Genomic DNA, 21,711 nt, shown 5'->3' with positions numbered 1-21,711 from the left:
ATTCTTAATGCATTGAAGTAAAAAGACTTGCTCAGAGTATATTCGAGATAACTTAAATAACACTGAAGTTATAAGTGGCTAAACATGTTCAAGCAAGATCTAAAAAAGGAGGCTAAGCCTCCTTCTATTAAAATAAATCAGTTAGGAATGTAATCGTCCTTCGGGCTGCTCAAAGATTAAATCTTCCATTTGCTCATAGGCGGACTCATTGCCCGGCACATTAAACAGTACCATTAATACAACCCATTTGAGATCTTCTAACACTAAGGTAGGTTCATCAAGATCCATCACTCGATCAATCACCATCTCACGGGTTTCAACACTCAAGACTTGAATTTGTTCTAAAAACAATAAAAAACCACGACATTGAACGTCTAACTTAGCCATTTCCGCTTTGGTATAAATGCGGAAAGAATGTTGAGCATGATTACATAGATACGGCTTATCACTTTCTTGTAAGTCAGCTAAATGTTCAAGCCATGTCAATGCCTTGATAATATCAACTTGATGAAAGCCTGCGCGCGTCAACTCTTTAGTCAATTCATCTTCATCGACCAATAATTCTACTTCACTATGAACATAGTTCTCAAATAAATACATGAGGATATCAAACATGGCTAACTCCTCTTTAGTCTGACGTAACCACCGGGCACAACAGCGACCCACCCTTGTAACTCAAGCTCAAGCAATTGTACTAACACCAGATCTATCGGTTTCCCACTATGCTCGACAACAGCATCTACGCTCGTTGTCTCATATCCCACACTTGTTAACAGACTAGCTAACTGTGAACAAAATGGCAAATTACTCGTTTCGTTATCATCAATATGGTGGCGCAAGTGCAATTGTTCAAGGTGGTACTGCGATAAACTTGTTAACTCTTGTATTATATCGGCAGCATCTTCAACAAGTTTTGCGCCATTTTTAATTAAATCATGACAACCTTGATGATATCCCGCAACAATAGAGCCAGGCACAGCAAATACTTCGCGATTTTGCTCCATTGCTAATCTAGCTGTAATTAATGAGCCACTTTTACGTGTAGCCTCAATAACCAGCGTACCCAAAGCTAAGCCACTGACAATACGATTCCTTTTAGGGAAGTTGCCCGCTAATGGGCTGACTTGTGGCCAGTACTCACTAATGATACAGCCTTCGTCCTGTATTTGATGGTACAACTGACGATGCCTTTTAGGGTAAATAACATCAACTCCGCAACCTAACACTGCCAAGGTTTTGCCATTTTGCTCTACCACGGCTTTATGCGCGGCGCCATCAATGCCTGCAGCCATACCACTAACAATGCTAAGCCCTAGAGATGACAGTTCAGTGGCCAGCTTTGCCGTGGTATCTAAACCATGTAATGAAGTATTACGGCTACCAACAATGGCAATGGATGGGGGTAACAATGCATTTAATTGACCTTTAACGAATAAAACTAAAGGGGGATCTGAAATCTGTTGTAACAACACGGGATAAAAAGTGTCTGACAAACAAACTAAATGATGATTATCGGCTTGCTCAAGCCAACTTAGTGCGGAATCCACTTTATCATAATCAATTTTACACTGACGCAGGATGCCTGAGGACAGGGGCAAAGACTCTGGTTCAAATTCAAGTCTTTGCCTTAATTCCTCAACATCCATGTGAGTTAATAATTGTTTAACCCGGGAGGGTCCTAGCCCGGATACAGCACAAACAACTAGCCAGTCGACCAGTTTATCAGTAATTACTCACCTTTAAAGCTCAGTTCTGCTGGCGTTATCAATTTATCTTTTACTCTTACAGGACGATCACTAAACATAATTAACCCCATGCTGGTTTTATCAAAAACCTTAAATACCATTAAATTACCATGGTAGACATCAGGTACTTTATATACATTGTCATCTGAAAAATGGGCAACCATTTTATCGTAAGCAGAGCGGTCAATCGCACGAACAGGTACGCCATCATTACCAATAACTATCTCTTCGCCATCACGGTAAATTGCAAACACATGCCCAGGTTGTAAGCCTGCATCATTACCTTTATCGAGGTAAACCACCTCTAACTTGCCTGCTTCACGATTTTTATTGGCAATAGCCAGTACATTGGCAGGCTCAGGTAATTGCGCAGCCATTGGTGTAAAGAAAGCTGACATCAACGAGTCATCTTCAACGGCTATCACGGAATAACCCACTTTGGTTTCACGTAAACTGCTAAGTAACTCAACTTTAGATATATCACCATCAGCAATCACTCGGCCACTAGAGGTAAGAATTATCTCACGCCCCAGCGTTTCTCCGGTTTCAGGATGCAAGAACTCACGCCCATGTTCATATATCGCGAGCTTTTGACCATTTGGTAAATTGGCGTTAACAAAAACCACATCACCCACAATATGGTGCTTTGAAGGGCTTTCACCACTTAGCACGATTGGTTGACCATTAAGCCACTCTTGTTCAACCACGCGATTTTGTAACAAATAAGGTTGAATAAGCGCTAAATCTATCGCTGGAATTGCGCCATCTTTTGCTAAAATACGACCTTCAACACCTTTTTTAATGTGTTGTTTTTTGACGAGACGAGGCTGTCCATCAATAAAAACCAATGTCAGTCTATCGCCGGGATAAATCAGATGAGGGTTAGCTATTTGCGGGTTTACCCCCCACAATGTCGGCCAACGCCAAGGATCTTTAAGAAAATAGCCTGATATATCCCATAATGTGTCACCTTTTTTGACAATATATGTATCTGGATGTCCGGCTTTTAACGTTAAGGTATCTGCGTTTAATCCAAAGATATTCAATGAAATAAAGGCAAGTAGTAATATCCGTTTCATGGTGATGTCCATGTTATTAAGCTCTTTAATTGAGCTTTTTGCTGTTATTGAAGGTCCGTAAGGATTAAAATTATCCTATTTTCTATCGACAGTATAGCTAACAAGCTAAAATTTGTCAGACTTGTTAAGAGTTTATCTATGCCATTATTAAATGTTTTACGCTTTCCAGACGAACGATTACGCACTGTAGCCAAGCCTGTGACCGACTTCGGCCCAGCACTACAAACACAAATCGATAACATGTTAGAAACAATGTACCACGAAAAAGGTATTGGCTTAGCGGCAACCCAGGTGGATTTTCATCAGCAATTAATTGTGATGGATTTGCAAGATGACGTTGAGCGCCCAACAATTTTTATCAATCCTCAAATCGTCGCCTCTTCGGGTGATTTTGCCAATGAAGAAGGTTGTCTATCGGTACCTGGGGTTTACGCTAAAGTCGATCGTGCTGAGCACATTACTTTAAAAGCACTTGATCGAAATGGGCAAGAATTTACCGTGGAAGCTGATGAGTTGTTTGCTATTTGTATTCAGCATGAAATGGATCACCTCAAAGGTAAGCTTTTTGTGGATTACTTATCACCATTAAAGCGCCAACGTATTAAAACCAAACTTGAAAAAGAAGCACGATTAGCAGCTAAAGAGGCATAGGGATCAACTTGAAACCGTTAAATATTATTTTTGCTGGCACGCCAGACTTTGCCGCGCGTCATTTACAAGCGCTAATTAATTCTGAACACAATATCTGCGCGGTATACACCCAACCAGATAGGCCTGCTGGTCGAGGTAAAAAATTAACACCCAGCCCAGTTAAACAACTGGCGCTGGAACACGCGATCCCAGTATTGCAACCAGCTTCATTACGTAACGAAGACGCACAAGCTGAATTAGCGGCGCTAAATGCCGATATTATGGTTGTTGTCGCTTATGGACTCATTTTACCCAAAGTCGTGCTTGATACCCCAAAGCTTGGCTGCATCAATGTACATGGTTCAATCCTGCCTCGTTGGCGAGGTGCTGCACCAATTCAACGTGCGCTTTGGGCGGGCGATCAAGAAACCGGTGTCACGATAATGCAAATGGATATTGGTTTAGACACAGGTGACATGCTGCTTAAAACTTCATTAAAAATTGAAGATACTGATACATCTGCTAGTTTGTATGAAAAGCTTGCTCAGCAAGGCCCTGATGCATTAATCAAAGCCTTGGTCGGTATTGCGGATGGCTCTCTAAAAGCTGAAAAACAAGATGAAGCATTGGCTAATTATGCTGAAAAATTGTCTAAGGAAGAGGCTAAACTCGACTGGAACAAACCTGCCAAACAATTGTGGCAAGAAGTTCGCGCATTTAACCCATGGCCAGTGAGTTATTTTGAACACCAACAAAGCACAATTAAGGTTTGGCAAGTCCATTTTGACGTCACACCTGTTACAGCAAAACCTGGTACCATTTTACAGGCCGATAAAACCGGCATATCTGTTGCCACGGCTCAAGGGACATTAGTCATTGAAAACATGCAATTACCTAACAAAAAGCCACTAGCAGTAGCAGATATCTTAAATTCACGCGCTGATTGGTTCAGTGTCGGCACCCAACTAAGCCAAGAGGCTATCTAGCATGAATTTGCGCGCATTGGCCGCTAAAGCCATTTTTGATGTATTAGAAAAAGGAATGTCACTGTCAGTGGCACTACCTGAGCAACAGCAACATGCTGTAAGCAGTAAAGATAAAGCATTAATGGCTGAGATTTGTTATGGCGTGATGCGTCAACTGCCTCAATTAGACAAATGTATCAGTGATTGTCTAACAAAACCTTTTAAAGGCAAACAACGTATTTTGCATCAATTGCTATTAGTTGGTTGTTACCAGTTGTACTTTACTCGTATTCCCGCCCACGCAGCAATATCAGAAACCGCTGAAGCCTGTCGTCAATTAAGGTTTGATGGCTTAGTTAAAGTCGTTAATGGTGTGCTACGCAATATTCAGCGCAGTGAAAAACCGTTAAACACTGATTCAGATACCCTTCGCTATAACACACCTGCTTGGTTTATTAAGCGATTACAACAAGCCTATCCGAAAGATTGGCAACAGATTATCGAACAAAGCCACCAGCGTCCCCCCATGTGGCTGCGCAACAATCAGTTGTCGCAAACTCGAGATAGCTACCTTGCTCTTTTGGCAGAACAACAAATTAACGCCAAAGCAGGAAACAGCCCTAATGCTATTTTACTTGATAGCGCCAAAGATGTTGCTGCACTTCCCGGCTTTATGCAGGGCACAGCCTCAGTTCAAGATGGCGCAGCACAATGGGCAGCAACCTTGTTAGCTCCCCAAAATGGTGAGTTGATATTAGATGCTTGCGCTGCACCCGGCGGCAAAACATGCCACATCATAGAGCAAGCACCACTTGCTGAAGTCGTCGCCGTTGATTTTGATGAAAAACGCTTAGCTCGGGTGCAACAAAACCTCGACAGATTAAATTTAAAAGCGCAAGTTATTCATGGTGATGCGGCCAATATTGATGCTTGGTGGCAAGGTGCTAAATTTGATCGTATTTTGCTTGATGCCCCCTGTTCAGCGACAGGAGTTATTCGTCGTCACCCTGATATTAAATGGCTGCGTAAAAACAACGACATTGCAGAGTTAGCACAATTACAGCGACAAATATTCGATCATTGTTGGCAATGGCTAAAGCCAGGTGGAACCTTGCTTTATGCCACGTGTTCAATTTTACCCGAAGAAAATCGACAGCAAATCGAGGCCTTTTTAGCACGAACACCTGATGCGCAACTTGTGCCAATCAGTCAACAAATGAACGAGCAAGATATTGGCTGGCAAATATTGCCAGGGCAAGACAATATGGACGGTTTTTATTACGCTCGCTTAGTTAAAGCACAGTAAGGATATTGGCAGGGACATGAAGATTATTATCTTGGGCGCTGGACAAGTTGGTGGCACATTAGCTGAAAACTTAGTGGGCGAGAACAACGACATCACTCTTGTTGATAATGACCGTGCACGTTTGCGCTTATTGCAAGATAAGTTTGATTTGCGAGTTGTTGTTGGTCATGGTGCGCACCCTAGCGTACTAAAAGAGGCTGGTGCAGAAGATGCAGATATGCTTATTGCAGTAACCAATAGTGATGAATGCAATATGGCAGCTTGCCAAATTGCCTACAGCCTATTTGGCACCCCGACAAAAATTGCTCGAATCCGCTCAGAGCCATACCTAGATATTCGTGATCGACTCTTTTTTAATTCGGAAGTTAAATCCGGCGACACCAAACCACGTGGCGGATTTATTATTGATGAATTAATTGCCCCAGAACAGTTAGTGACCGCTTACATCCACAGATTAATCACCTATCCAGGTGCACTTCAAGTACTTGAGTTTGCTCAAGGTAAACTGAGTCTCGTCGCGGTTAGAGCCTATTACGGCGGTCCTTTAGTCGGTAATGCATTAGCGACGCTACGGGATCACATCCCAAATATTGATACCCGTGTTGCCGCTATTTTCCGGCAAGGCAAAGCGATTATGCCGCGCGGCACCACAATCATAGAAGCCGATGATGAAGTATTTTTTGTTGCCGATAGTCGTCATATTCGTGCGGTAATGAGCGAAATGCAGAAGCTGGATAACTCCTATCGCAACATCATGATTGCCGGCGGCGGTAATGTGGGTTACGGCCTTGCTCAGCGATTACAAAAACATCATTCAGTTAAACTAATTGAACATCGTCAAGACCGTGCTGAAATGCTGTCAGAAAAACTCGAAAATACCACAGTATTTTGTGGTGATGCCTCAGACCAAGAACTGCTAAATGAAGAGCACATTGACCAAACCGATGTATTTATTGCTGTAACCAATGACGATGAAGCAAATATTATGTCAGCGCTTTTGGCTAAACGTTTAGGTGCGAAAAAGGTTATGGTGCTAATTCAACGTGAAGCCTACGTGGATATTGTTCAAGAAGCCAACATTGATATTGCTATATCGCCACAGCAAACGACGATCTCGGCATTGCTGACCCACATTCGTCAAGGTGATATTTGTAATGTTTATTCGTTACGTCGCGGGGCGGCTGAGGCTATAGAGGCGATTGCTCATGGTGATTCAAGCACCTCAAAAGTGATCGGCAAACAAATTGGTGACATTAAATTACCACCAGGCACGACAATTGGTGCGATTGTGCGTAATGACGAAGTGTTAATGGGCCATGATAAGACGGTGATTGAACAAGGAGATCATGTGATTCTATTCCTAGTAAATAAAAAGTTTATTAGTGATGTAGAAAAACTCTTCCAACCCAGTGCATTTTTCTTCTGATCAAAATGTTAAATGTAAAGCAGCTGGTGTATGTGATAGGTTTTTTCCTCTCATTATTAACCGGTTTTATGTTGATACCTATGGTATTTGCGCTAATTTATGGCGAGGAAACCATAGGTGCTTTCATGATTTCAGCGCTGCTTACCGGTAGCATAGCCATCTTGTGTATTCAGTCTGGCAGAATGCACAATATCACTTTAAATATACGCGACATGTTTTTACTCACCAGCCTAACTTGGTTTGTAGTGAGTTTATGTGCAGCTCTGCCTTTTACTCTTTATCACGGTATTAACTATACCGATGCCTTCTTTGAGACCATGTCTGGGATAACAACCACCGGCTCAACTGTGCTATCGGGGCTAGATAAAATGGATCATAGCATCCTTATTTGGCGCTCATTATTACAATGGCTAGGTGGAATCGGATTTATTGTGATGGCAGTGGCCGTACTACCGTTTTTAAACGTCGGCGGTATGCGCTTATTTAGAACTGAGTCTTCTGACTGGAGCGACAAAACCACTCCCAGAACACAGCACATGGCGAAGAACTTATTCTTGGTTTATATCGGCCTCACTATAATGTGCGCTATTGCATATCAGCTGACGGGCATGTCATGGTTTGAAGCGATTAACCACGCAATGACCACCCTTTCAACTGGTGGTTATTCCACCTCTGATAGCTCAATGGCACACTTTTCAAATGCATCACATTGGGTTGGCGTGTTTTTTATGTTGGCAGGTGGATTACCCCTACTAATGTTTGTGCAATCCATACAGATGCGCAATGTAAAAGTTTGGAACGATCAGCAAGTTAAAGGTTTCTTAGTATTTGTTGCATTAATCTCTCTATCTATCGCCATTTGGCTTATGCTACACAAACAATTGGCGCTTATGGATGCATTACGCTTATCAAGTTTTAATGTTGTCTCGGTTGTTACCACCACAGGTTATGGACTGACTGATTATCAGTCTTGGGGGGCGCTCGCAAATATAGTATTTTTATTCTTAATGCTTGTGGGCAGCTGCTCGGGGTCAACCTCTGGCGGGATTAAAATATTCCGTTTTCAAATAGCCTTATCTATCATGCGGCAGCAAATTAAGCTGCAAATTCATCCTAGAGGCTTATTTAAAGAAACCTACAATGGTCATAAAGTTCGTGAAGATATTGTGCGTTCGCTAGTCACTTTTTTTATGTTGTTTTTTTTGGTGATTATTGGACTCTCGATTGTATTGGTATTAACCGGAGTTGACCCAGTTACTAGCTTTACCGGCGCCATTACTGCGGTAGCCAATGTTGGCCCTGGGCTTGGGCCAGTGATTGGCCCAGCGGGTAACTTCGCAAGCCTGCCTGATCTGGCTAAATGGGCATTGTGTATTGGTATGCTATTAGGCCGACTTGAAATATTAACCGTGGCGGTATTATTTCATCCTAAATTTTGGCGCTACTGATTAGCTAAACCCACTAGGTGATCAGCGTAGTGCTTAACATCTTCCCAATCGGTATAGTCAATAATAGCTTTGGGGTCTGTTGGGCCATCGGTCATTTTCATAATCAAGCGGATCATTAAACTGTCATACCAAGGCCATGATGGATAATCTACTTTACCCGCAATGATTTTCACATCTTGAGGTTTCCAAGCAGATAAAGCTAAAAACTTTTGTAAATACTTGTTGTTCTCAGGGATTCGTTTTTCTGCGTTACGCGCAACCACGTTAACACAAAAAAAGCTATTGGGTACTGAGGCAAGCTTATCTTGATAACGCTGCACAAACTCAAAAACAGATTTGTGATATGAACCATAAAGCACACAAGCACCAAAAGCGATAAGGTCATATTGGGACCAATCAATTTCTGCTTTTTTGGCATCATGAATATTCAATACATCGCACCCATTACCGGTTGCAATAATTTGTTGTGAAATTGCACGACTAATTTGCGCCGTATGGCCACCGCGGGAATAATAAAGCACTAATACTTTTGTCATGATAAGCCTTTAATTCACTAATTTACCTATTAGTTTGCCAAGATTTGGCCAAAGAATCTGATTAAATGGTCACAAATTAGAATTAGCTCATATAATTAATAGTAAGAATTGAGATCTGTGTTAGGCACGAGTATCATTCTTAGCATATTTACATACTCATCATTGAGGAAATAACCATGCAACAAGAAATCGATGTATCCTCGATGCTTTGCAACGCTGAAACAGCGGCTAAATGGCTAAAGGCCATTGCTAACCCTTATCGCTTGATGATCCTTTGTTTATTATTAGATAAAGAACTGAGTGTGACAGAGCTTAACGAAACCGTACCATTAAGCCAGTCTGCATTATCACAACATCTCGCCGTTTTACGGTCAGAAGATTTAGTTAACACCCGCAAAAGCTCACAAGTAGTTTATTACACATTGAAAAATGCTGAGGTTACCGAAGTTATCTCTATTTTGCACCGCCGCTATTGTGCTGCTTAACTGATTTAACTCATGATTAGCAAAAAGCCCGCATAGATTGCGGGCTTTAGTTTTATAGCAATGTTTAATGATAAACAGCGAAGAGTTAGTCGTTATTGCTCAGATAACCGCTTAGCAAATTCATCTACCTTGTGCCAATTGGTAAACTCAAACGTTCCAGAGGTGTCTGTTGGCCCCTTAGTTATCCACATAATGAAGCGGATCATCATCTTGTCGAAGAAACCGTATTTGGGATAATCAATTTTACCCGCAAATACAGCCAATAGCTGAGGCTGCCACGCAGAAAGTTGGAGAAACTTCTGTATATATGGATTGGTTTCAGGGGTATTTTTTTCAGGCTTACGAGCCACCACATTGACGCTAAAAAAGCTGTTCAGTTTGCTGGTGATTAACGCTTGGTTGGTGGCAATAAAATTATATAACGCCGGACGATGCTTACCATAGCGAATACTTGCTCCCATCACTATTTGCTCAGCATCTATCAACTGTTGTTGAGTCACATCTTTAATGTCTACCACTGTCACTTGATGCTTAGCATCAACTAAACGCTGCGCAATGCGCTGACATATACTGATGGTTTGCCCATCCACCGTGGAGTAAATTATTAGTGTGTTCATTAGTTTTTCCAAAATGTAGGGGTGAATAACACTAATAAGGTAAATACCTCTAAGCGCCCAAATAGCATGGCAATAACTAATACCCATTTAGCGCCATCGGTAATGCTAGCGTAGTTATTGGCTACATCACCAAGACCTGGACCTAAGTTATTTAAACTCGCAGCGGTGGCACTAAAAGCGGTGATGGCATCCATGTCCATGGCCATGAGAATAACCATACAAATCACAAACACCAATGCATAAGCGGAAAAGAAGCCCCACACCGCATCAATAATTCTATCGGGTAAGGCAGTTCCACCAATACGAATTGAGTACATAGCTTTAGGGTGAATCAAGCGTTTAAGCTCGCGTGAGCCTTGCAGCACCAATAAGATCAGACGGATCACCTTCATCCCGCCCCCCGTTGAGCCAGCACAACCACCAATAAAGCTAGAAAAGATTAACAAAATAGGTAAAAACAGTGGCCAAGAGTGGAAGCTTTCGGTACCAAAGCCTGCAGTTGTTGAAATAGAAACCACTTGGAAAAAAGCATAATCTAAGGTTTGCTCGGGCGAGTCGTAAATGCCTGATGAATATAACGTAATAAAACAAATGGCGGTCAAAACTATCTGAACCGCAATCAAGACTTTAAATTCAGCATCTTTAAAGTAGATTTTAAAATTGATGCCTCGGCGAGTAAACGCAGCAAAATGCAGACTAAAATTGACTGCCGCAATAAGTAAAAATACCGCACAGATAATATTGATAATAGGGCTATCGAAGTACCCCAAACTCGCATCATGGGTTGAAAAACCACCAATGGCAATGGTGGAGAATGAATGACAAATGGCATCAAACACATCCATGCCAGCAAAATAAAATGCAGTGGCGCAGGCAATTGTTAACATTAAATAAATATACCAAAGCGCTTTTGCTGTTTCGGCAATTCGAGGGGTCATTTTACTGTCTTTAACAGGCCCTGGCACCTCCGCTTTGTAAAGCTGCATGCCACCAATCCCTAATAGCGGTAAAATGGCTACGGCCAATACAATGATCCCCATTCCGCCCATCCATTGCAGTAAATGGCGATAAAACAGTACGGCTTTAGGCAAGGTATCAAGGCCAACAATAACAGTTGCCCCTGTCGTGGTTAATGCGGAGAAGGATTCAAAAAAGCTGTCAGTCCAAGATAAATCGGGCTGTTTTGAAAAGATAAATGGTAACGCCCCTATTGAGCCCAGAACCGTCCAAAACAGCACCACAATCAAAAAGCCTTCACGGGTGCGTAAGTCACTTTTTTGTTTGCGGTTGGGATACCAAAGTAAAAAACCCAAAAAGAGACTCACAAAAAAAGCTTGGATAAATGCCGCTCCGCCACCATCTTTATAAAACACGGCAACTAAAGCCGGTGGCAGCATGGTGATGGAGAACAGCCCCATTAGCAAACCTGTGATTCTAATAATTGTTCTGTATTGCATTAATGGCTTCTGGTTTTTTACAATTGATTAATATAAAAGGTCATTTTGGCATAAGTTAGCCATAGCTCAAACTGTAAACTTCACTTGTAAGCTTCCCTGGCTCATTGCAGCCAACTGTATATTAAACTCAGCAAGCGCAGCTTTAGCTAATTCAAAGCTTATAACGACCTGCTCAGCATAGTCTTGGGCAATGACCACCCCATCAAACTGACGCACGAGATATTCAATATCATTAACTTGATGATAGCCGCAGCTTAAGGTGATCGGGTAACGAATATATTTGGTTACTAACCCTAACTGACTTATGCCTTGCTTAATCCCCGAGGTGTAAGCGCGCACTAAACCACCCACACCAAGTTTAGTCCCACCATAATATCGCACTACAATCGCACCAATCTCGCCTATGTTGGCACCTTGTAGCGTTGCCAACATAGGCCGCCCAGCACTACCAGCAGGCTCACCATCATCACTTGAGCCAATATTCACCATGTCATCTGGCTTCCCGGCTATAAAGGCATAACAGTAATGGCTTGCACCGGGGTAGTTTTGCTTAATGTTAGTGAGCGCTAACTTTAAAGCGTTTTGATCAGCGCAATGAAATAGCGAAGTGATAAAGCGACTGTGCTTTATCTCTTCTTCAATCGCTAAATCAGCCTCGGGTATACGGTAGCTCTCACTCAAGTCCACAATCTCGGGTCATATTTTCATTTCTATCAGCATGCACAATCACGTTATCTTCGATGCGAATGCCCCCAAAAGGTCGCAACTCGTCAACAACTTGCCAATTCACAAGTTGCTTAGCCTGCGCCGACAATTCATTCAGTAATGAATCGATAAAGTAAATACCTGGTTCGATAGTTAACACCTGATTAGCAGCCAAAGTGCGCGTACAGCGTAAAAATGGGTGAGCTTCTGGTGCTGGAATATGGGTGCCACGCTCATCATGGGAATAGCCCCCCATGTCATGCACCTGCAAACCGAGCATATGCCCCAACCCATGAGGGAAAAAAGCAGAAGTCACACCGCTTTCGACCAAACCTTCGCTATCACCACGAGCAATATCGAATTCGATTAGTAGATTAGCGATTCGATCATGGGTTTGTAGGTGTAAATCGGGATACTTCACGCCAGGCTTCATCGTCTCAATAATAGCTAACTGCTGTTTATTAAGTGCGCTGATCAACTCACAAAAGCGATTTTTCTCAAAGGCATATGTCCGAGTAATGTCTGCAGCATATCCATGATAATTTGCACCAGCATCAATCAAAAATGATAATCGCTGAGCAGGACTGACATGCTCAAGAGCGGTGTAATGTAATATCGCGGCATTTTGATTTAAAGCAACGATATTGCCATAAGGTACTTCATTTTCACCTTGGCCAATTTCAGATAAATATTGTTGCTGGATCTCAAATTCGGTCGCACCATTAAAAAAGGCGTTTTTTGCAGCTTTGTGCCCTTTCACTGCAATTTGATTAGCGCGGCGTAAACAAGCTAATTCATATTGAGTTTTATCTGCTCGATGGTAATGCAAGTAATTCATCACCCCATCAGGATTACGAGAAGTAAATTCTAATACATCGGCAACATCAAGATGCTCACCTATATATGCCCAACCGCATAAATCTTGAGGTAAATGTTCAGCAACCCTATCCGCTTTAGATAAAATCTTTATGTCAAAGTGTTCTGTCCAAAAAGCCTCGGGAACATCATTTACTTTATGCCAAAAATCCACCGGACGATAAAAAACCAGTCTGGGTTTATCAATACCATTGGCAATAATCCAACAATTGGGATTATCCAATATAGGTAACCACGCCTTAAACTGCGGGTTAACTTTAAATGGGTAATTCATATCATCTAAAAATTGACGATGGGGCTGTCCAGAATGAATAACTAATCCAGCAAGATTTTCGCGTTGCGAAATTTCGGCAACCCGACGACTTAACTCGGCAATATGCGCATAATATAGGTTAGCAATCTGCTCCATGTTTTATCCCTTTTAGATGATTAGCAAACGTTAACAGTCTATCACAAAGGCAAAAAATCACCTCGGCAGATAAAAAATTAAACGGTCGTTTAAATTGGGTGTTGTATTTTGCGTAAATAAGTCGCACACTGTTGTGCAACTGGTCAAATGATGGCCGACACTGCTGTAAAACAAGCTTGATAACCACACGGTATAGATGTGGCAATCGCTTAAGCAATAAGGAAGCAAGCAATGATCTACCAAAGCCCTACCATTCAGGTTGAGTTACTAGAAGACAATATTGCCAAGCTGTGCTTTGATGCACCGGGCTCGGTTAACAAGTTCGATAGAGAAACTCTAGCCTCATTAGATGCTGCACTAGACAGCATCAAACAACATTCAGATATCAAAGCATTATTACTGACCTCTGCAAAAAGTACATTTATTGTAGGTGCTGATATCACAGAATTTTTAGATCTTTTCAAACAAGATGACGCCACGCTTCTTGCTTGGGTTAACCAAGCTAACAGCGTTTTCAATAAACTTGAAGATTTACCCTTTCCGACTGCATCAGCCATTAACGGTTTTGCACTAGGTGGTGGCTGTGAAACCATCTTGGCAACGGATTTACGTATTGCAGACACCAATGCTCGCATTGGCTTACCTGAAACCAAACTCGGATTAATTCCTGGTTTTGGTGGCACAGTTCGCTTACCTCGCGTTATCGGTGCCGATAATGCCGTAGAATGGATTACCACAGGCAAAGAACAGCGCCCAGATGACGCCTTAAAAGTCGGCGCAATTGATGCTGTTGTTGCACCTGAAAACTTACAAGCAACAGCGATTCAAATGCTAAAAGATGCCCTAGCGGGTAACTTAGATTGGCAAGCACGTCGTACGCAAAAACAATCTCCATTACAACTTGGCAAACTTGAAGCCATGATGTCATTCACCACGGCAAAAGGCATGGTTTATGCCGTTGCCGGTAAACACTATCCAGCACCAATGGCTGCAGTGAGTGTGGTTGAACAGGCTGCGACCATGGATCGCACAGGAGCACTACAAGTTGAAGCTCAAGCATTTATTAAGCTAGCTAAAACTGACGTAGCAACGGCCTTAATTGGTATTTTCTTAAATGACCAATTTGTGAAAGGCAAAGCTAAAAAAGCGGTTAAGTTAGCAAATGATGTGAACAATGCAGCGGTATTAGGTGCGGGCATTATGGGCGGTGGTATTGCATACCAAAGCGCTAGTAAAGGCACCCCAATAGTGATGAAAGACATCGCTCAACCTGCACTAGAGTTAGGTCTAAATGAAGCCGCTAAATTGCTTTCAGCTCAGGTAGCCCGCGGGCGTTCAACACCTGAAAAAATGGCAAAAGTGCTAAACAACATTACCCCATCATTAGATTACACTGCGATTAAGCATAGTGACGTAGTTGTTGAAGCCGTTGTTGAGCATCCAAAAGTAAAAGCAACGGTATTAGCAGAAGTAGAAGACTATGTGTCAAAAGATGCCATCATTGCCTCTAATACTTCAACCATTTCAATCAACCTATTAGCTAAAAGTCTTAAAAAGCCTGAGCGCTTCTGCGGTATGCACTTCTTTAATCCCGTGCATAAAATGCCATTAGTTGAAGTCATTCGTGGTGAGCACAGCTCAGAAGAAACCATCGCATCAGTAGTGGCTTACGCCAGCAAAATGGGCAAAACCCCAATCGTTGTTAATGACTGCCCAGGCTTCTTTGTTAACCGCGTATTGTTCCCATACTTTGCAGGCTTTAACGGTTTATTGGCTGACGGCGCAGACTTTGCTGCGGTAGATAAAGTCATGGAAAAACAATTTGGCTGGCCAATGGGCCCTGCTTATCTGCTTGATGTGGTTGGTTTAGATACTGGCCATCACGCACAAGCAGTAATGGCTGAAGGATTCCCTGATCGCATGGGCAAAACAGACAAAGATGCTATTGATATCATGTTTGAAAACAATCGCTTAGGACAAAAGAATACTAAAGGTTTCTATTCTTACTCTGTTGACCGCCGCGGTAAGCCGAAAAAAGATATCGACCCAACTAGCTATGAATTACTCAAAGGCACATTTGGCGAACTTAAAGCATTTGAAGCTGATGACATCATCGCACGTTGTATGATCCCAATGATCATCGAAACTGTTCGTTGTTTAGAAGAAGGTATTGTCGCTTCTCCAGCAGAAGCCGATATGGGCTTGGTGTATGGTTTAGGATTCCCTCCATTCCGCGGTGGTGTATTCCGTTATTTAGACACTATGGGCGTAGCAAACTTTGTTGCCCTAGCTGATAAATATGCGCATTTAGGTGGCTTATACCAAGTGACTGATGCAATGCGTGAACTTGCAGCCAACAACGGTAGTTACTACCAAGCCTAATTAGTGCGAAAGGAATAAAATCATGAAACAAGCTGTTATCGTAGACTGCATTCGTACCCCAATGGGCCGCTCTAAGGCTGGAGTATTTAGAAATGTGCGCGCAGAAACTCTTTCTGCAGAATTAATGAAAGGGCTACTGCTTCGTAACCCACAACTAGACCCTAACTTAATTGAAGATGTAATTTGGGGTTGTGTTCAACAAACATTAGAGCAAGGGTTTAACATTGCTCGTAATGCTTCGTTACTAGCTGGTGTACCAAAAACCGCTGGCGCAGTTACCGTCAACCGTTTATGTGGTTCATCAATGGATGCCATTCATCAAGCTGCTCGCGCGATTATGACCGGCATGGGTGACACCTTTATTGTTGGCGGTGTTGAGCACATGGGCCATGTGCCAATGAACCATGGTGTCGATTTTCACCCAGGGCTGGCAAATCGTGTCGCTAAAGCTTCAGGCATGATGGGCTTAACCGCTGAAATGCTAGGTAAACTTCACGGTATTACTCGTGAGCAACAAGATGCATTTGCTGTACGCTCACACCAACGAGCTCACGCAGCAACTGTAGAAGGCCGTTTTGCGAGAGAGATTTGGGCCATTGAAGGTCATGATGCAAATGGTGCATTAATCAAAGTGGCTCACGATGAAGTGATCCGCCCCGAAACGACCATGGAGTCACTTGCTGGGTTACGTCCAGTATTTGACCCAGCCAACGGTACTGTGACTGCAGGTACATCGTCAGCACTTTCAGATGGCGCATCTGCAATGCTCGTCATGGAAGAATCTAAAGCACGCGCTTTAGGTCTACCAATTCGCGCTCGTATTCGCTCAATGGCGGTTGCCGGTTGTGATGCTGCGATTATGGGTTACGGCCCTGTGCCAGCAACGCAAAAGGCATTGGCTCGCGCAGGCTTAACTGTTGCAGATTTAGATGTGATTGAGTTAAACGAAGCATTTGCAGCACAGTCTTTACCTTGCGTTAAAGATCTTGGCTTGCAAGATGTGGTTGACGAGAAAATCAACCTTAACGGCGGTGCGATTGCACTGGGTCATCCACTAGGCTGTTCTGGTGCACGTATTTCTACGACACTTATCAACCTAATGGAAGATAAAGATGCAACTTTAGGGTTAGCAACAATGTGTATTGGTTTAGGCCAAGGTATTGCAACGGTATTTGAGCGCGTTTAATCACTCATTATGAAGCGCGTATTCGCCAAGTAATATTGCTTTAGCTATATTTTTAAAACCGAATTATTAAATAATAATTCGGTTTTTTATTTTTCATGAAACAGCTAATGTTCCACGTGAAACCTATTTCAGAAAAATTCAAAAACAACTTTAAAACAAGTTTTGGCTGATTTAGTGAACAGATCACATTAGCTGCAGCTAAACTTGGCAAGCCATATGTTGCAGAGTAAAATTGACCAAGATTTAATTTGTAGAGTTTATTATCCTGATGTCAGAAATTTTTCAACAAGCACAACACCAACTTGATGCTCTTGGCTTACGCTGTCCAGAGCCAGTTATGATGATCCGCAAAACCGTGCGTAAAATGACAGACGGAGAAACGCTGTTAATCATTGCCGATGATCCTGCAACCACGCGAGACATTCCTAGTTTTTGTGAGTTTATGGATCACACCCTTATTGCTAGCGATACCACAAAAACGCCATACCAATATTTGATAAAAAAAGGCTTATAATGTCTGCTATCACATTACAAAGTATTGCCTACAAAACGGCAAAGCGCGGCAAGATGAACCAAGTGTTTTGTGCCAATGTCACCACTGAGCGTGGTGTTGAAAATGACATATTCGGTCGTCCCGGTAAAAGACAAGTCACGGTTTTATCACAGCAACAATGGCAAATGGCCTGTAAGCAAATTAACCTCGATTTAGATTGGCTTACTCGTAGGGCCAATTTATTAATCAACGGTTATCAATTTAGCGCTAACGATGTAGGTAAAATAATTCATATCGGTGAACATCTACAACTTCAAATAACCGGTGAAACAGACCCATGCGCGAAAATGGATCAAGCTTATGCAGGCTTAGAACATGCACTTACACCAGACTGGCGTGGCGGCGTGACTTGTCGAGTCATCAAAAGCGGCTTAATTCAAAATGGTGATATCTGCCTAATAAACTCAGTAATCTGAATCAAAAAATCTACTATTGAACTTGCGAGAACAAAGCATACGGCAAAGTTTCTCCAACAAAAACACCAAAGCACCTCACCTTTTGTCATCAATTGAAACAGAATTTTAGTGTCGTTTCACTCTCAATTATGCGATAAAGGTTGCCAAGTTTTATCTTGCTAGCGACCAAGTACTCAATAATATAAACCAATCGCTAGCATTCATTTTCCTATAACGATAAATGGATCTTGCATGCTGACACAAAAACTCACCCCTATATATACCGCGATAGCCTTATCATTAGCCATTCCAACGATGGCGATAGCAAACACAGAAGAAGCAGCCAAATGGCAAGTGAATGCGCCAGAAAATGCCCCATTACAAAAAGTCGACATCAATGTCACTGAAGGTACATGGATGAACGTCAACGTTTCTCCTGATGGCAAAACCATTGTATTTGATCTACTTGGTGATATTTATCAAATGCCGATTAGTGGCGGAGAAGCCAAACCGCTCGCTACTGGCATTGCTTGGCAAATGCAGCCGGTATACAGCCCTGACGGAAAATATATTGCCTTTACCTCTGATGAAGATGGTGGCGACAATATTTGGGTTATGAACGCTGATGGCAGCAATCCACACCCAGTCACAACTGAAACATTTCGCTTATTAAACAGTCCTGCATGGAGCCCTGATTCACAGTATCTTGTTGCTCGTAAGCACTTTACTGCAAGCCGTAGTTTAGGTGCTGGCGAAGTGTGGATGTATCACGTTGCCGGTGGCGAAGGCGTTAAATTAACTGAGCGCCCTAACGACCAAAAAGATTTAGGTGAACCAGCTTACTCACCTGATGGCCGTTATATTTACTTCAGCCAAGATGCGACCCCAGGCAAAACTTTCCATTACTCAAAGGATTCGGTCAAAGGTATTTATAAAATCAAGCGTTATGATACCCAAACTGGCGATATTGAAGTCTTAATTGAGGGTACAGGTGGCGCAATTCGACCAACACCGAGCCCTGATGGTAAAAAACTCGCATACATTAAGCGTGATGGTTTCCAATCCACCTTATACTTACTTGATCTCAAGTCGGGAGAAACCACTAAGTTATACGACAGACTCGACCGTGATATGCAAGAAACTTGGGCTATTCATGGTGTCTATCCAACCATGTCTTGGACACATGACAACGCTGAAATCGTGTTTTGGGCTAATGGTAAAATCAACAAATTAGATGTTAAATCTAAGTCTGTTAAAGACATCCCCTTTAGCGTAAAAACCCAATTAGATGTTCAACCTTCTGTGCGTTTTAGCCAAAATCTTGATCAAGACCAGTTTGATGTAAAAATGCTGCGTATGGCACAAGTCTCACCCAATGGTGAAAAGGTAGTATTTGAAGCATTAGGAAAACTGTGGATACGAGATATTAAAGATGGCAAACAAAAGCGTCTTACTCGCTTAGATGACAATATTAATGAGCTATTCCCGCAATGGTCACGTGATGGCAAAAATATCGTGTTTACCACTTGGAACGATCAAGACCAAGGCACTGTCAGTCTTATTAGTGCCCGAGGTGGAAGCACCAAAGTACTAACTGACCAACCAGGTAAATATGTAGAACCAACATTCTCACCTGATGGTGATACCATAGTGTATCGCAAGGCTAAAGGTGGTTACGTGACACCACGCACTTGGTCACAAGAACCCGGCTTATACAAAGTAGATATTAAAGGCAAAAACAACACCAAGATCTCTGCAAGCGGGCACCAGCCACAATTTGGTGCTGACAATCAGCGCGTCTTTTTCATGGATTATGATGAAAAACAGCAACTTGCCTCTATCGGGTTAAATGGATTTGAAAAGCGAACCCATTACACCAGTGAGCACGCAACAGAATTTAGAGTGTCACCAGACGGTGAACACTTAGCCTTTGCAGAGCGCTTTAGGGTGTATGTCACACCTTTTGCTAAACACGGCGAAACCATTGATATTGGCCCAAAAGCGAATAACCTACCCGTTACTCAACTAAGTAGCCGCGCTGGTGAAAGTATTAGCTGGAACAATGCTAGCAATCAACTCTACTGGACACTTGGCCCTGATTTATATCAAGCTCAAATAGATACCCAATATGCTAAAACTGATGCAGAAACTAAACCTCAAGTCACTGCAATTGGTTTCAAGCAAACAGCTGATGTTCCACGTGGAACAGTGGCATTTGTTGGCGGAAAAGTGATTACCCTAGAAAATGACCAAGTAATTGAAAACGGCGTGGTCATCGTTAAAGATAATAAGATTGTCAGTGTTGGCGATGCGACAACAGAGATCCCATCTAGTGCTGAAGTCATCGATATTAAAGGCAAATCAATTATGCCAGGATTATTTGATGCGCATGCACATGGTGGCCAAGCGGATGATGAAATCATTCCACAACAAAACTGGGCACTCTACTCTGGTTTATCTTTAGGTGTAACCTCTATTCATGATCCATCTAACGATACCACAGAGATTTTTGCCGCATCAGAACAACAAAAAGCCGGTAACATTGTAGGTCCACGGATCTTTTCCACTGGCACAATCCTGTATGGTGCTAACCTACCGGGTTACACATCCCATGTAGATTCATTGGATGATGCAAAATTCCACTTAGAGCGTTTAAAGAAAGTCGGTGCCTTCAGTGTTAAAAGCTATAACCAGCCAAGACGAAATCAACGTCAACAGGTTATTCAAGCGGCACGAGAGTTAGAAATGATGGTGGTGCCTGAAGGCGGCAGTTTATTGCAACATAACCTATCAATGATCGCCGATGGCCACACAACCGTTGAACACTCGTTGCCCGTTGCTTCCATCTACAGTGACATTAAACAGTTCTGGCAACAAACCGAAGTGTCTTACACGCCAACATTAGTTGTGGCATATGGTGGCATTTCGGGTGAGCATTACTGGTATGACAAAACCGATGTATGGGCCCACCCACGACTAAGTATGTATGTTCCATCAGACATACTTGATGCCCGTTCGATGCGTCGCACAACCGCGCCGGACGAACATTACAACCATTTCAATGTTGCTCGCGTAGCCAACGAGCTAAACGATGTCGGCGTTAAAGCTAACATTGGTGCTCATGGTCAACGTGAAGGTTTAGCGGCACATTGGGAAATGTGGATGTTTGCTCAAGGCGGCATGAGTAATATGGAAGTACTAAAAACCGCCACAATAAATCCAGCGAAAACCTTTGGCATGGACCATCAGCTTGGTTCAATTAAACCTGGTAAGTTAGCTGACTTAATTGTGATTGATGGCGACCCACTTGAGGATATTCGCACAACAGACAAAGTAGCTTACACCATGGTCAACGGTAAACTATTTGATGCAGAATCAATGAACCAACTTAATGGCGACAAGAAAAAGCGTAAAGCATTCTTTTTTGAAAACCGGTAATCGTTCACGCTCAAAGTAATCTAGATAAATAAAAGGGTGTTCCACGTGGAACACCCTTTTAATTTATAAAATA

The 21,711-nt window shown here is 42.5% G+C and carries 19 protein-coding genes; 11 read left to right on the top strand and 8 right to left on the bottom strand.

What is annotated here, in order from left to right; translation table 11 throughout:
- Positions 1 to 141 precede the first annotated feature (141 nt).
- The 3 genes from HBH39_RS00135 to HBH39_RS00125 form a co-directional block, all read right to left on the bottom strand.
- Positions 142 to 615, bottom strand: coding sequence for a DUF494 family protein (locus tag HBH39_RS00135; protein ID WP_167674543.1), 474 nt, complete (start codon positions 613 to 615; stop codon positions 142 to 144).
- A 2-nt stretch (positions 616 to 617) separates the two neighbouring features.
- Complete coding sequence (gene dprA, locus HBH39_RS00130; RefSeq protein ID WP_167674542.1) at positions 618 to 1,646, bottom strand: DNA-processing protein DprA; 1,029 nt, start codon at positions 1,644 to 1,646, stop codon at positions 618 to 620.
- A gap of 83 nt (positions 1,647 to 1,729) precedes the next feature.
- Entirely contained in the window at positions 1,730 to 2,836 is a 1,107-nt protein-coding gene (locus HBH39_RS00125; RefSeq protein WP_167674541.1) for a LysM peptidoglycan-binding domain-containing protein, read from the bottom strand.
- A gap of 126 nt (positions 2,837 to 2,962) precedes the next feature.
- On the opposite strand from HBH39_RS00125, the gene def reads away from it, so the two are divergent.
- The 5 genes from def to HBH39_RS00100 are packed head-to-tail and all read left to right on the top strand — an operon-like array spanning position 2,963 to position 8,599.
- On the top strand, positions 2,963 to 3,475 hold the full coding sequence (gene def / locus HBH39_RS00120; protein ID WP_208764176.1) for a peptide deformylase: 513 nt from the start codon (positions 2,963 to 2,965) through the stop codon (positions 3,473 to 3,475).
- A gap of 8 nt (positions 3,476 to 3,483) precedes the next feature.
- Entirely contained in the window at positions 3,484 to 4,440 is a 957-nt protein-coding gene (gene fmt / locus HBH39_RS00115; protein ID WP_167674540.1) for a methionyl-tRNA formyltransferase, read from the top strand.
- Position 4,441: 1 nt separating this feature from the next.
- Entirely contained in the window at positions 4,442 to 5,725 is a 1,284-nt protein-coding gene (gene rsmB / locus HBH39_RS00110) for a 16S rRNA (cytosine(967)-C(5))-methyltransferase RsmB (RefSeq protein ID WP_167674539.1), read from the top strand.
- Positions 5,726 to 5,741: 16 nt separating this feature from the next.
- A complete protein-coding gene (gene trkA, locus HBH39_RS00105) occupies positions 5,742 to 7,151 on the top strand; it encodes a Trk system potassium transporter TrkA (RefSeq protein ID WP_167674538.1) in 1,410 nt (469 codons plus the stop codon).
- A 5-nt stretch (positions 7,152 to 7,156) separates the two neighbouring features.
- Complete coding sequence (locus HBH39_RS00100) at positions 7,157 to 8,599, top strand: TrkH family potassium uptake protein (protein WP_167674537.1); 1,443 nt, start codon at positions 7,157 to 7,159, stop codon at positions 8,597 to 8,599.
- Here the strand turns inward: HBH39_RS00100 and hemG (HBH39_RS00095) are convergent.
- Positions 8,593 to 9,135: a menaquinone-dependent protoporphyrinogen IX dehydrogenase gene (hemG, locus tag HBH39_RS00095; protein WP_167674536.1), complete on the bottom strand. Its 543-nt coding sequence runs from the start codon at positions 9,133 to 9,135 to the stop codon at positions 8,593 to 8,595. The genes HBH39_RS00100 and hemG (HBH39_RS00095) overlap by 7 nt on opposite strands.
- A gap of 176 nt (positions 9,136 to 9,311) precedes the next feature.
- On the opposite strand from hemG (HBH39_RS00095), the gene HBH39_RS00090 reads away from it, so the two are divergent.
- A complete protein-coding gene (locus HBH39_RS00090; protein ID WP_167674535.1) occupies positions 9,312 to 9,620 on the top strand; it encodes an ArsR/SmtB family transcription factor in 309 nt (102 codons plus the stop codon).
- Between the two features lie 92 nt (positions 9,621 to 9,712).
- Here the strand turns inward: HBH39_RS00090 and hemG (HBH39_RS00085) are convergent, their stop codons facing one another.
- The 4 genes from hemG (HBH39_RS00085) to pepQ all read right to left on the bottom strand — a co-directional run bounded on the left by hemG (HBH39_RS00085) (position 9,713) and on the right by pepQ (position 13,684).
- Positions 9,713 to 10,237, bottom strand: coding sequence for a menaquinone-dependent protoporphyrinogen IX dehydrogenase (gene hemG, locus HBH39_RS00085; protein WP_167674534.1), 525 nt, complete (start codon positions 10,235 to 10,237; stop codon positions 9,713 to 9,715).
- The gene (locus HBH39_RS00080; RefSeq protein ID WP_167674533.1) at positions 10,237 to 11,694 is read right to left on the bottom strand and encodes a TrkH family potassium uptake protein; all 1,458 of its coding nucleotides are present in this window, start codon (positions 11,692 to 11,694) and stop codon (positions 10,237 to 10,239) included. Before HBH39_RS00080 ends, hemG (HBH39_RS00085) begins: the two co-directional genes overlap by 1 nt.
- Before the next feature lie 66 nt (positions 11,695 to 11,760).
- Positions 11,761 to 12,375 carry a YigZ family protein gene (locus HBH39_RS00075; protein WP_167679906.1) on the bottom strand — a complete coding sequence of 205 codons (615 nt, stop codon included), beginning with the start codon at positions 12,373 to 12,375 and terminating at the stop codon, positions 11,761 to 11,763.
- The gene (gene pepQ / locus HBH39_RS00070) at positions 12,368 to 13,684 is read right to left on the bottom strand and encodes a Xaa-Pro dipeptidase (protein ID WP_167674532.1); all 1,317 of its coding nucleotides are present in this window, start codon (positions 13,682 to 13,684) and stop codon (positions 12,368 to 12,370) included. The genes HBH39_RS00075 and pepQ overlap by 8 nt, the downstream gene beginning before the upstream one ends.
- Positions 13,685 to 13,915: 231 nt before the next feature.
- Here pepQ and fadB point away from each other — a divergent pair, with 231 nt between their 5' ends.
- The 5 genes from fadB (at position 13,916) to HBH39_RS00045 (ending at position 21,638) form a co-directional block, all read left to right on the top strand.
- Positions 13,916 to 16,066, top strand: coding sequence for a fatty acid oxidation complex subunit alpha FadB (fadB, locus tag HBH39_RS00065; RefSeq protein ID WP_167674531.1), 2,151 nt, complete (start codon positions 13,916 to 13,918; stop codon positions 16,064 to 16,066).
- A 22-nt stretch (positions 16,067 to 16,088) separates the two neighbouring features.
- On the top strand, positions 16,089 to 17,252 hold the full coding sequence (gene fadA, locus HBH39_RS00060) for an acetyl-CoA C-acyltransferase FadA (protein ID WP_167674530.1): 1,164 nt from the start codon (positions 16,089 to 16,091) through the stop codon (positions 17,250 to 17,252).
- 268 nt (positions 17,253 to 17,520) lie between these two features.
- On the top strand, positions 17,521 to 17,766 hold the full coding sequence (tusA, locus tag HBH39_RS00055; protein WP_167674529.1) for a sulfurtransferase TusA: 246 nt from the start codon (positions 17,521 to 17,523) through the stop codon (positions 17,764 to 17,766).
- On the top strand, positions 17,766 to 18,221 hold the full coding sequence (locus HBH39_RS00050; protein WP_167674528.1) for an MOSC domain-containing protein: 456 nt from the start codon (positions 17,766 to 17,768) through the stop codon (positions 18,219 to 18,221). Before tusA ends, HBH39_RS00050 begins: the two co-directional genes overlap by 1 nt.
- Positions 18,222 to 18,452: 231 nt before the next feature.
- Entirely contained in the window at positions 18,453 to 21,638 is a 3,186-nt protein-coding gene (locus tag HBH39_RS00045; RefSeq protein WP_167674527.1) for an amidohydrolase family protein, read from the top strand.
- Positions 21,639 to 21,711: the final 73 nt, after the last annotated feature.

This window comes from Shewanella aestuarii (genome assembly GCF_011765625.1).
Classification (GTDB): Bacteria; Pseudomonadota; Gammaproteobacteria; order Enterobacterales; family Shewanellaceae; genus Shewanella; species Shewanella aestuarii_A.
Note: the sequence above shows the minus strand (reverse complement) of the source record. Positions and strands in the feature narration are given on the sequence as shown.